This is a genomic window from Veronia nyctiphanis, assembly GCF_004116385.1.
Taxonomy (GTDB): Bacteria; Pseudomonadota; Gammaproteobacteria; order Enterobacterales; family Vibrionaceae; genus Veronia; species Veronia nyctiphanis.
Genome location: NZ_PEIB01000015.1, coordinates 106150 through 117981, shown reverse-complemented (window position 1 = coordinate 117981; position 11832 = coordinate 106150). Strand labels below are relative to the sequence as shown.

The window sequence follows — 11832 nt, the reverse complement described above, 5'->3', positions numbered from 1 at the left end:
TGGATTTATGAGCCATATCGTAGGCTTGCGGCCAGCTTCCAAAATGAATGAGGTATAGCGCACCTTTTGCGACAAATTTTATAAATTTTTGGGAGGTTGTTAGATGAGTTATCTGGTTCAGGGCTTATCAATGATAACTGGGCAATAAATAGATCAAAAAAAGCCCAGATCATATTTGGGCTTGAGCTACCTAGCCGATGTTGTTTGTCAGTCTACTTATGAATTTTTATAGAAAGATTCCGCAATTACTTCTGATTAAACTTTGTGTTCATTCGTCAAGAGAGTCTAGCGCCGACGATAGGTAAAGTCTGTTTTTGTCACACCTTGTTGGGGTTGCCGCAAGTTCCATAATTATCGCACTACTCATACCATCGTTCCCTGAATGTCTGGCCTTGTCTTTTAATTTCTCGGAAATATTGTCAGGAAAGACCTGACCTTTATAGCTATCTACAAGGCTTTTGAAGGTAGGTGGGTGGTTCTCTTCCAACAAGAGTCTGTCGACGTCTTCTCTCGCTGCCTCGTGTCCCTGTCTTGCCTGAAGAGCCACAACTTTTGCAGCGACTGCGCGAACATTTTTCGGCAAGCGTTTATCACCAATATTTTTGAGTTCGCCAGAGTATCTTTGTAAAACATCGATGATCCCGTCGCGGTCATCGCTATATACCGCGCACTTTCTGCGGAAGTGAGGCCACGAAAATTCTCGCCATAGAGAGAAATCGCCTCGGTGATCAAATCCTGTTGTTCAGTGTCTATTTTGCTGAATAGCCTTCCGAGCTGAATCAGCGCATTATAGTTGACACTCTTGCCGTGCATTTCTCTGTTAACACAGGCCTTTTTGAGCGCTTCGACACTGGTCGATGTTAGAGACGCCAATTGCCCCATGGCAAAAACAGACCGATATGCATTATCTTGACTTAGATCTGAGTCACCAAGAAATCGAGCTAATATTGCCTCGATCATCGGCGTTTGATAAAAACCTAATGCCGCAAAAAACTCCGTCAATTGCTCGTCATTTAACCGCTCACCGGCGTTGTTTCCTAAAGCATTGAACTAATCATCGTTTCCGCGATCAGATCATCAGACCCCAAATCGAGTGACAGATGATGAGCAAAGCCAAGTACAAAATCAGCAACTGGAAACAATACAATCAAGCATTAATAAACCGCGGGTCGATAACCTTCTGGATTGATGATGCCGCAGTGAAATCATGGCACTGCAATGAGCACCGTGGGAAACGAGGAAGAGGATTCACGTTTACCAATGGCGCTATCGAAACGGCTTTAATGATTAAAGGCATTTTCAAGCTCCCTTTTCGTGCCCTCCAAGGCTTTCTGAGCTATGGTCAAATCTGGTTTACGGATTCAAGAGCAATGCCCTGCTGGTTTTCCTCGGTTTCGCTAATGCTATCTTGGAATTTCACGCCCTTGGTAACATCCGCTAGTAATTTGAACCCTCTCACCTTCGCCAGTTTGACTCGGCTGTTTTCATCAGCTTGAAAGCCATTGCCTGTGTCGTTTTCCGGCTTCCGCAACTCTTCGTCTTGTTGGTTCTTAGCCTCACTGTCGCGAACCCTGTAACTGAAGCTGTGTCAGCACTTCCAGCCAACTGGCTTCTAACTCACGGTACCCGTCGACAACGGTCAGGACTTCTTTACGGCCTGTATCGTCGACACCTATGACAACCAGAAGGCATAACTTATCGTCCATCTGGACCTTGCTGTACATACCGTCAGCCCAGACATAAACATACCGCCGTTTGCTCAGGTCCCGCTTGCGCCACTGTTCGTACTCCGCTTCCCACTGCTGCTCTAACCGAGAAACACTGTTGGCTGATAACCCCTTGGCCTGCTTGCCCAGGAGTGATTCCAAGGCGGGCTGCATATCACCCGTTGAGATCCCCCGCAGGTACAGCCAGAGGATGAGCTCTTCAATGTTCTTGGTCCGCTTGAGATAAGGCGGCACCAGTTTGCTGTTGAACTTAATCCCGCTGCCGATTCTGTCACGGACTTTGGGTACTTTGACAGGAATATCGCCCCGTCCGGTTTGAAGCCTACGCTCAGGCAGGTGACCATTACGAACGACGCCCTGTTTCCCATTCACCTGGAGCGTTGAAAAATGTTCGGGCAAGGCTTGAACTTCTGCTTCTATTGCTTGAACCAGCAGTTGCTGCGCGCCTTGTTTTAGTCGTTCATTCAGCGGGTTTTCTGGTCTATTATGCTCAGTAACGTTATGATTGTTGTCCATGAAGTGTACTCCTTGTTGGTTGTTGATCTGGCGAGATCAATCAACAGGTTACACTGCATTCTTTCCTTCCTGTACATCAGAAGTCACTATAGCTCAGGCTTTCTCGACTCAATATTTGTCCTGATGGATGTACCGCTGAAATCACCGTCCTACAGCAGTATCAGCAAGCGTGCAAAGACTGTTGAGGTTCACTTTCGCTTACCGAGCCGTGTGCCTATAGGACATGTTGTTATTGACGCCACAGGCTTAAAGGTCTTCGGCGAGGGGGAATGGAAAATGCGTAAGCATGGTAAGGAAAAACGCCGTATTTGGCGAAAACTCCAGTTTAGACTGTCTCAGGATAGTGGAAGTGGACAATATCTGCTATCGTCTGCCTAGACGCTGTTGGCGACAATGAAGCGTTACCGACGTTGCTCAATCCGCTGCGCCGCAAAATCACACAAGTCAGTGTTGATGGCGCCTACGATACAAAAGGCTGTCATCAGGTACTCAGGCAAAAAGGGATAAAGCCGACGCTCCCGCCGCGGAGCAATGCTGGCTAATGGGATGATGGCCATCCTGGCAACGAAGCGGTTCAGGCTTTAAAAGCAGGAGCGCTGAGTCAATGGAAACGTGAAAACGATTATCATCAACGATCATTGTCAGAAACGGCCATGTATCGATACAAGTAGTTGCTCAGCCCAAAATTGGCACTGCGTGATTACAATGCACAAGTCGGGGAAGCATTGGCGAACGTTAAAGCGATGAACAAAGTCATAAGACTCGGTATGCCTGAGAGTTACCGAGTTGGATAACTGTTATAACCTTCAGTAGAACAGTGCATTAAGTGAATGATTTGATCAACAACGCCCCGCTCACCTACTAATAACTTGAGGTCGTCAAAGCTCAAATTAGCAACTGCAGCACTGAGTGTATTTCAATATTTACACTTGTAAAAATCTTTCAGAATTTATTACTTATTTAAGGAGTCACCGCCATTGATAAGATGTTGCACATATCAATGAAAGCGGATAACCCCTTAATAAGGATATATCTACATCTAAAACAAACCTGACTTCTTCTTAATTATAAGAGGAAAAAATGCTTGATAAAAATATATTATACATTCTTAAACTAATTAATACACTTAAACGCCTGCAACACCTAGATCGTTAAGTTCATTGATTACTGATGCCAACGCAGCATCTTCTTTTTCAAGTTTAGTAACCTCTTTGGAATATTCATTGTATTCTTCAGACCCTTTCACTAGCATACTCAGCATTGCTTTGCGATCTTTCAACATAGCTTCTGAGTTAACTTTATTTGCCTTTGCCTTAACTAGATCAGCTTTAAGTACATTTTTATTGTTTTTATTATTTTGAATACTTGACCTTAAATCCATATTTAGATTGGAAAACTCAGAATTAACTCTCTTCGCTTCCGACAATAATGCTTCTTTTTGGTCATTTTCTAATGTAACTTCACCTAGCTTAGCTATCTGTTCCATTGCGATATATTCTGCGATCTTCTGAATAGCTATAGTTCCACCAACTCCAGCTGCCATTTTAAGTGGTAATGGCCAACTATCACCAAACTTTTCGATTAACAACGCGCTAACTGCAACGCCACCAATTGTACCTGCAATAGTCGCTTCTTTCATAATCTTCAATTCAGTTTCTGACCTAATTACGTTTTCATCAGAAGCTGTTGATTCATTGCTCGTCAGCGCACAACCAGAAACGGTAAGTGTCAGTAATGCAGAAATTGCTACAGTACGAATTTTTCCAAACATAATTTCCTCTACATATTATATATTAACTGTGAATAATACAGTTATATAGGCTTAGTGTTTCTTTATAATAAACAAGACTTCAATCAGTATTCACCGACCATTAAGTAACAAAACATTAATAAGTATAAACTTTTATCAATTCCTTTTTCTCGTGTATAGATTTCTCCAATGAAGATTTTAAATTTAGTAAAATACTAAGCTTTTTATTAAAGTCTTCTTCAGACTTTTTAACATTAGCAGCTTGACTTTCTCGATTTAATTTTTGAATCTCTTTAATTTCTAGTTCTAAACGCTCAACTTCTTGTGTTAGTGATTTTAGCTCGGCCAACAAAATAACTCTCTCATTTTCATTATTAATTTTGTTTTTTTCTTCAACACTAAACTGTGTATTAATCAAATTCATACGTTCATTCTGTATGTCTATAGCTTTATGATACGTACATCCCGGAATAATTATTATGGTTAAGATAATAAAAATAAATTTATTATTTAATATTTTGATCATGGTTTTTCTCATTTCAGTTCTGGTTCTGACAATAAGCTATCATAAAGCTCGTCAACTTGTAGATACTTTCCTTGTTGCACTTCACGAATATGTCTTTCTAATAAATCTAAACCCTGTATTTGTCGCTTATCTATCTTATTAGATTCCAGCCAATTAACAACTTTATTTTTCACTTCGGGAAGTAATTTCACATTAGTATTATCTATAATTTGCACTATATATCTTCGGTATTCTTTTAGCATAGCTTCAGCTTCACGCTTATTATTATCCCAAGCACTTGGTGATACTGAACTACCAGCTCTTTTTTTAATTTCAATTGCTCTCAGGTTGCGCCAAGCTGTATAAAGATTGTAACCTGCGACTCGGACTAAAGCTTCTAGTAATCGCTTCTCCGCAACGATAATTCTCTTCTTATTTTTCTCTATCTCGTGTAATGCAATAGTGTCTCTACGCTCTGCATCGCTCACTTTCTTTTGTAGAGAAAATATTTTTTTATCAGATAGTTCTTTACTTTTTAGCTGATTAACTTGTTTAGCAACTAAAGATGAAAGTTGAGTTAACTCTGATTTTAGTCGCGATATTTCTGAATCTTTCACCGAGATAGCAATATTGATTTTTTTATCAATTGATTCTATATCAGCTAATTTGCTTAAATTTTTATTTTTCTCTCTTTCTGCATTAAGCTCTCTTTTTAATACGGCTAGAGTAAGTAGATTCTCTTCTATTTTGCCATGTAGGGTTTCGGCTTCATACACCAGGTTTTTGTTGTCGCCGCGTAGTTCTTTTACTTCATCACTTAATCTAGAAATTTCATCAGAATAATAGTTAACTTGATCAGCTTGAGCTTGTTGTGAAAGGCTAGTTTTACCTACAGGACCAGACTGAGTTACCCCGCTATCACTCTGAATGTAATCTTCATATGCATCATCCAATTCATCATTGGTGTGGCCGGACTCACTGACTAAAGTGCCTATAGCAAGTCTAAATCCGACTTTACTCCAGCGTAAAATATCACCATTTGATTTGTATACTTTATATTCCGCGCGTCTAGAGGCTTTGATATCATCAATATGATCACTAAAGTTTCCACCGCGAACAACTAAACCTCCAAATCTTGCGAAAAGAAAGTCATGGCCGAAGATTCCGTATGTCAGCTCTTCAGCATTTCCGAGCATATCATAGAGCCCTAAAGGGTTAGGTTTAAGTTCTTTTGAGCCCGTATGTCGTATTTTATTGCCGGAAGCTTGACGATACCACTCATATCCCCCAGGTGTGGAATCGTAAGGGTGAGGTTGGTCAAAAACACTCAGGGACACTTTATTTCCGCCCCGCGCCGCGTAAGCCCATTCCACCTCAGTAGGTAAACGGATATACCAACTGCATTACCGTTCTTTGGCAAGGCATGTTTCTGAGTTTGTAACAGGTAAACATTCAATGCTTCTATGAACATGAATATCTCCGCTGGGGTCTTACCAGTTTGAGGAACCAGAGACGTGTTCTGAGCCTCTATCACTAAGCTATTCTTTTCCTGCCACCATCTCATCACTGCGTTAAACTGTCTAACGGACACTTCAGTCTGACCAAGATAGTAGAACCATTTCTTCTCGCCTTTGTCGTCGGGACCGACAAACGCGCCACCAAGGTTTGTTATTGATAAACGTTCTTTATAACTAACATCATCTCCATCTCTTGAACCGAGTCTCATTTTTTGAGAAGAAAAAATTTTATCGCCATCAATATCCAAAAAAACTGGTTGAAAGTTCATTGGAGTATTATCTGGTAACTGTACTGTTAGTGTTTCCGATGCAATAACAATTTGACTATTAAGTACTAAAATTGACGAAGATAACGCAAGAAGAAGTAAAATGTATTTATTCATGAATATACCTTTTGGAGTCAATTTTATTAATTGCAGTGGCTGCAAAGAGAGAACTAAGACTCCCCAACAGTAATACTATCGATATTAGGCCTAAGATATATTCACTAGTAAGTCTAGTTAGTGATTCTGTCTCACCTAATAAATCTACGAACCAATTTTTTGCCAACATATCAAACAACCAATATGCAGAAAAAGCAATAGATAAACCAAATAGAATCAATATCATATTTTTGATAAGCGGAAAGAAAACTATTTTTGATTTATTTATACCTAACATATTCAAGTATGCTATATCTTTTTTCCTTCTCTGTACCGTAGCATATACGGATGCAGTAACAGCAAAAATGGTTGATATACCAGATATTGATGCAATTAATAGATATATTTTCTCCATATAATTGGATAGTTTTTGAATATTACGCACATCGTTTAATTTTGAAACAGGACTGACTAATGCTTTGACTCCTAACCTTTCCCCTTCATTTTTAACTGTATCGACTAGTAATTCTAAGTCATCTAGTGATTTTGAGTAGACACGGAAATAGCGTGTGAGATTTTCATTCTCTAATTCGAAAGAAAAACGTTCCTCACTATATACAGCACCTATCCGTATTGCTGATCGCAGTAAACCAGTAAAGTGGTAGCTCGGTACTATATAACCATGAGGAACTTTGTCTGAAATCATTAGTTCGACCGGTATTATAGCAGTTTTTTTCCCGAGGCCTGTTTTAAGTATTAGACGTTGTGCACCAACAAATTCGGCATCACTATTAGATACTAAGAGTATTGGTCGTTTTCCCTGCTGATAAAGAGGAGATTCACTAATACTCAGTGTTTTTACTTTCCAACTTTTTGGTATCTTTCCTTTAAAAAGAGACAGTTTAACATTATCCACATAAGGAGTAATTCTCGGAGAATAGCCATAGTTGAGAAGTGTATTATTCAGTTCTTGAATTTCTTCTTTCGTTATAGTGCTATTGACAGCTTTCCAGAGTAAACTATCGTCCTGCCCAACTTCTTCATCAGATTTCGAGTATTTAATTGGTAAAGTGCTGAAAGGGAACCTGCCAGCAAGCATTTTATTAAAGTCTTCTGTATTTGGCCTTTTATTACCAAAAGTCGTTATCGCTCCGTCATACTCAGGTAAGATATTTATCTCTCTGTTACCCTCTAAGTTGAGCTTTTTTGATGCATAACCTTTACGCCAGTGATATATATCATTAAATATTGAATCCTGCATGTGGATTTTATAATCAGGCATAACTTCTTTGTCTAAAACACCAACGATGCTAAAGTCAACTGGTATTTCCTCTCGATAATTATTTTTTGTGAACCTTACCAACATAATAGTCAATATATCTTTCTCATACTTACCGAGCTTTTTGCTTAAAGATTCTGAAATAAGTACCCATTTACTGTCATTATTGGTTAGGCTAGCTTTGGATTTAATAAAGAAAGGATCTAAATCAGAACTAGGTACTACATTAATTGGATCAGACAAACCTTTTACATCAAGTAATAAATGTGAGGTTTCAGACTCAATAAAAGCAGCACCAGCGTTTTTAATTACTTCCAGCGTTTCCTCAGGAATTGGACTCTGAGACATAAATTTAGGACGCACTAAACGACTTGTAGGATCACTTTCCAAAGCATCTATCATGTTGCCAATTATGCCTTTCTGTAGACCTAATAAGATAATTATCGGTGTAAAAATTGCTCCAAGAGAACACGCCATACAAAAAGATAAGATCTTTTCATGACTAATATCTCGTAATGCCAAGATTGTTAAATATTGTATATCCTTAAGCATCTCAACCTCTATGACATGCTTCTTCATTGAGCACAGACAGTGTTTCTCCATTCACCTGAGAAACACAAAAACGGTAAACTCGATTTGCATAATCATTAACTAGAGATAAGTCATGACTAACAATAATTAGACTTGAGTCAGAGCATTTTACTCTATTGGTTAAGCTAGTCATTAAATTTATTGCACTTATAGTGTCCATTGCAGACGTCGGTTCATCCGCAAGAATAATGTCAGGCTCTTGTATAAGTGCTCTAGCAATTGCGCCCTTTTGTCGCTGACCACCGGAGAGTTCCATAGGCTTTTTATTAATATAAGTTCCTATACCCAGTTCACTTATTACCTGGTCAAAGTTTGCTTGCTTGCCTTTTTTTAACTTTTTAACCAATGAAATATTCTGTTTTAAAGTTAAAAATTCAAGAAGGCCACCATTTTGCAGTATGTATGCTATGTTATTACGCCTTATTTTACTTATTTCTTCATTATCTAACTGTTCTACATGACTATATTCATCATTTCTAAATGTATAGTTAAACTCACCTATTTCATCTGGCTTATACAACATCGCTATCATATCAAGTAGAGTCGATTTACCGCATCCATTTGACCCTATAACCGCAACGATCTCATTTTGACGTAATTCAAACTTGGGAATTCGAATAGTAATCTTACTATCCGAATCACCAAGCTTAATTTCTGCGTCAGTAATAATTAACTTACTCGGCATTTTTTGTAGATTATGGTAACTGGTTTAACTCGACACCGACAACTCTATCCCGTTCACTTGTACCGGAACTCAATTTCTTCCAGACATTTGGATTGCCCTGTTGACGTTTAAGATCTTCGTAATGTCGTATTTTATTATCCATCGAGCGAACGAATGTCTGAACACGATCCATACTATGAAATTCTTCACGAGTCGTTGACATTATGTCACTCTCGTATGGAAGGCTATTGATCCCTAAAGGTGCTGAAAATGCATCTCGAAAGTTTACAGCGGACGGGTCTACAATAGTAAAGCGGGTGTTATCACTGACCAAATCAAAGAAGTCCAGGGTTGTACCGCTGTCTCCTCGCATTGCCATTTCACCTATTGTTTTTAATTCGCGTACGCGCTGCTCAAGTTCATTTAATTCAGCTTCGTTTAGTAAGATCATCGGTGCTAGTGCTTCTCGCGCTGGCGTTTTCATAACCTTGTCAGACACCCAACCTTGTATCGAGTCTTCAGGCATTGACGGGTCTGCTAACATTATATTTGCCTGTTGAAAGAGTAACTCACTAACCGACCCTTGCTCTAATTTAATTGAATCAGAGCTTTTTGCTAAATTCGCTAACAGGACTCTTGCCTCATTCAAACTATTAGACACTGTCTTAGCAAATTTTTGAGTCGAGCCTCCATCAATTATGGATATATGAGGAATTTGACGACTTGTTCCGTACGCTCCTTCATAAGTTGATGAAAGTTCGGTGTATTGTTTTTTACCTCTTCTCGAGTGTTTTGCAGCACCTTTTGATGAATCAATATAAAGAGAGAAGATAGGTATTTTTCTAACGTTAGCTTTATCTCGTAAAGCTCTAACATTGAATAGACTATCTTCACGCCCAGGTGCATCTCCAATCAGCACGAGCAGCTTTAGGCTATTATCACGCCATTGGTTTGATTCAAGCGCGGTATTTACTCCGTTCATCACTGCTTCGGGAATATCGTCTGACTTTACAGGCGTTTTCCTTGCTTCAATTTTGCTCAAAACTTTCACAAAGTCAGGAGGGCTCATAACTCCGTTTGGAGTAAACTGTTTTACTGTATAATCAAAATTTTTATTCTTATCTTGATAGCCAACGAAACCAAACTTGATATCCTGACCATCCATATCTAGTGCAAAGTTTTCTACTACTGAAAGTAACCTTTCAAGATATGGCTTCATGGAGCTTGTTAAGTCCATTGCAAAGACAATATCGACTGGCAGCCTACCTAGGCTTCCATCATTTGACCCGTTTCGTGTTTGAGCAGCCACTTCTAACAAACGAGTAAATTGACCGTCCATATAAAGGCCATCGGACTTTGATTCATAAAAGTCAAGCAGCGGATACATTACAATCTGTTCTTGTTTTTGTCCTACTGTAGGCTCTATAGCGAGAGCTCCACTAACTTTATTGACAGTTCCTGTTTCGAACTGTGTATAAAGCTTATCTAGTTGTGTCGTCCTATTGTCAGTTGAAGCTTTTATTAGGGCGACAGCATCTTCAGCAGTTTCAAAGAAGACTGATGGTTCTCTGTTTAGCGTATTAGTGAAACGCATAACAAGAGCTCGTTTCCACGGAATCACATCGTCAGCGGAAATCCAACCAATTGTTTTCGGTTGCCAGTTGGCAGGTTTCTGTTTTGGTACATACTCTTCAGTTACATGAAACCATAGATTCCCATCAATATTTTCCTGCTTTACGACCCCGAAAGCTTCATAAAGAGGCAGATTATCCCGCACTACATCGGAAGAACTATTTGAATTTGTATAAAGCTTTGCATACTGCTTAGTCAATACACGTGAAACTCTGTTCTGATCCGGATGATTACCAACACCATTCCAAAATGTAGTACTGCCATCCTCTAGACGGATCTCTCTCATCACACCTTTTACATAAAAAGGGTGTCGTTTTTGCGCAAACTGGACGCCAATGGTATTCAAATCATTATCTAATGATTTTGCCATTAATGTATAAAGGGCTTTGCGATCATTATTTTCATCTTCGGCCAATTGCTTTACGTCAGCCGGGCAAGAGTGATTTATTTTCAAATATCCATTCAAGCGTTCCCCAAGACATGTATCACTAAGAAGTTGCTGTCTTTCTAAGTCAGGTTGACGCACTTGCATTGTAGCCATTAAATCAGAATAGTTACTCGCAAATGATTGCGTTGACATCACCATTAAGCCAAGGCCACAAACAGAGCTAATATTAGACAAGGAAATTTTTCCGGTACTCATAACGCTTACTCCTTATCCAAAATGGTCGACTTTTTGTTTATTTTTTCAACGACACCCCAGGGGTTTGCGTTGCCGACTACCTTTATAGTTATTGGCTCGCCAGCGCTATTTGAGTCAATAGTCATTATTCCATTAACACTATCCTGCGCCGACTTTGCGAACTTGACTCTAAAGTTTTCTTTAGTACCTGGCTCTATTTCTAGACCACCTTCAGGTAGTTCCGCACTAAAATACTCTTGAGAAAAAATAACGTCATTTAACTTTAGTGTTACTTCACCATCATTAAAAACTTCTACCTTTACTGTTTGACCTGGGGATAAAGTTAATAAATTATCCTCAATGCGAATGACCGCATCACCCCTTAGCAATATAAACCAGACAAAACCAGCTATAATAGCTATCCCACTTAACAGGCTGGTAATTAATGCCCATGGAATTTTCTTAGGTGGAATAACTTTCTCCAAAACAGACCCACATGGCTCACCAAATACAGTTTCGCCAGGACAAATTGCCTCACCAGTTTCACTAATGGTTATGAGTGAACTTAAAATGTTATCATCACTACTAGCATGTTCACAGTCACCATCTGGACCGCCTTTATTTTTACATCTATACACGACTTCTGAAGTCATTACTTAATCACTCT

Annotated in this window: 10 protein-coding genes and 3 pseudogenes; 2 read left to right on the top strand and 11 right to left on the bottom strand. The window is 39.3% G+C overall.

The features are described from left to right. Positions 1 to 447: 447 nt before the first annotated feature. Complete coding sequence (locus tag CS022_RS13550; RefSeq protein WP_129122728.1) at positions 448 to 1002, bottom strand: hypothetical protein; 555 nt, start codon at positions 1000 to 1002, stop codon at positions 448 to 450. 101 nt (positions 1003 to 1103) lie between these two features. Here CS022_RS13550 and CS022_RS13545 point away from each other — a divergent pair. Next, a pseudogene (locus CS022_RS13545) lies at positions 1104 to 1337 on the top strand (transposase); the annotation flags it as partial. A gap of 5 nt (positions 1338 to 1342) precedes the next feature. On the opposite strand, the gene CS022_RS28105 reads toward CS022_RS13545, so the two are convergent. Together CS022_RS28105 and CS022_RS13540 are read right to left on the bottom strand one after the other, a co-directional pair. Then, positions 1343 to 1531 carry a hypothetical protein gene (locus tag CS022_RS28105; RefSeq protein WP_408057240.1) on the bottom strand — a complete coding sequence of 63 codons (189 nt, stop codon included), beginning with the start codon at positions 1529 to 1531 and terminating at the stop codon, positions 1343 to 1345. A 37-nt stretch (positions 1532 to 1568) separates the two neighbouring features. Then, a pseudogene (locus CS022_RS13540) lies at positions 1569 to 2243 on the bottom strand (IS256 family transposase); the annotation flags it as partial. A gap of 96 nt (positions 2244 to 2339) precedes the next feature. On the opposite strand from CS022_RS13540, the pseudogene CS022_RS13535 reads away from it, so the two are divergent. Then, positions 2340 to 3037, top strand: a pseudogene (locus CS022_RS13535) (IS5 family transposase); the annotation flags it as partial. A gap of 332 nt (positions 3038 to 3369) precedes the next feature. Here the strand turns inward: CS022_RS13535 and CS022_RS13530 are convergent. From CS022_RS13530 to CS022_RS13495, 8 genes are all read right to left on the bottom strand, one after another. Continuing rightward, positions 3370 to 4014, bottom strand: a complete 645-nt coding sequence (locus CS022_RS13530; protein ID WP_129122727.1) for a hypothetical protein — start codon at positions 4012 to 4014, stop codon at positions 3370 to 3372. A gap of 115 nt (positions 4015 to 4129) precedes the next feature. After that, the gene (locus tag CS022_RS13525; RefSeq protein ID WP_129122726.1) at positions 4130 to 4519 is read right to left on the bottom strand and encodes a hypothetical protein; all 390 of its coding nucleotides are present in this window, start codon (positions 4517 to 4519) and stop codon (positions 4130 to 4132) included. Between the two features lie 8 nt (positions 4520 to 4527). Then, entirely contained in the window at positions 4528 to 5835 is a 1308-nt protein-coding gene (locus tag CS022_RS13520; RefSeq protein ID WP_235869504.1) for an SUMF1/EgtB/PvdO family nonheme iron enzyme, read from the bottom strand. After that, a complete protein-coding gene (locus tag CS022_RS13515) occupies positions 5826 to 6398 on the bottom strand; it encodes a hypothetical protein (RefSeq protein ID WP_129122724.1) in 573 nt (190 codons plus the stop codon). The genes CS022_RS13520 and CS022_RS13515 overlap by 10 nt, the downstream gene beginning before the upstream one ends. Then, entirely contained in the window at positions 6391 to 8208 is a 1818-nt protein-coding gene (locus CS022_RS13510) for an ABC transporter permease family protein (RefSeq protein WP_161569633.1), read from the bottom strand. The genes CS022_RS13515 and CS022_RS13510 overlap by 8 nt, the downstream gene beginning before the upstream one ends. 1 nt (position 8209) lies before the next feature. Then, entirely contained in the window at positions 8210 to 8932 is a 723-nt protein-coding gene (locus tag CS022_RS13505) for an ABC transporter ATP-binding protein (protein WP_129122722.1), read from the bottom strand. 10 nt (positions 8933 to 8942) lie between these two features. Beyond that, complete coding sequence (locus CS022_RS13500; protein WP_129122721.1) at positions 8943 to 11186, bottom strand: DUF1318 domain-containing protein; 2244 nt, start codon at positions 11184 to 11186, stop codon at positions 8943 to 8945. Between the two features lie 5 nt (positions 11187 to 11191). Next, positions 11192 to 11818 (bottom strand): hypothetical protein, encoded by a 627-nt coding sequence (locus CS022_RS13495; RefSeq protein WP_129122720.1) that lies wholly within the window; start codon positions 11816 to 11818, stop codon positions 11192 to 11194. Between the last annotated feature and the right edge of the window lie 14 nt (positions 11819 to 11832).

Coding starts and splice junctions, on each gene's coding strand:
- CS022_RS13530 (WP_129122727.1), bottom strand. CDS start 4,014: ATGTTTGGAAAAATTCGTACTGTAGCAATTTCTGCATTACTGACACTT.
- CS022_RS13525 (WP_129122726.1), bottom strand. CDS start 4,519: ATGATCAAAATATTAAATAATAAATTTATTTTTATTATCTTAACCATA.
- CS022_RS13515 (WP_129122724.1), bottom strand. CDS start 6,398: ATGAATAAATACATTTTACTTCTTCTTGCGTTATCTTCGTCAATTTTA.
- CS022_RS13510 (WP_161569633.1), bottom strand. CDS start 8,208: ATGCTTAAGGATATACAATATTTAACAATCTTGGCATTACGAGATATT.
- CS022_RS13505 (WP_129122722.1), bottom strand. CDS start 8,932: ATGCCGAGTAAGTTAATTATTACTGACGCAGAAATTAAGCTTGGTGAT.
- CS022_RS13500 (WP_129122721.1), bottom strand. CDS start 11,186: ATGAGTACCGGAAAAATTTCCTTGTCTAATATTAGCTCTGTTTGTGGC.
- CS022_RS13495 (WP_129122720.1), bottom strand. CDS start 11,818: ATGACTTCAGAAGTCGTGTATAGATGTAAAAATAAAGGCGGTCCAGAT.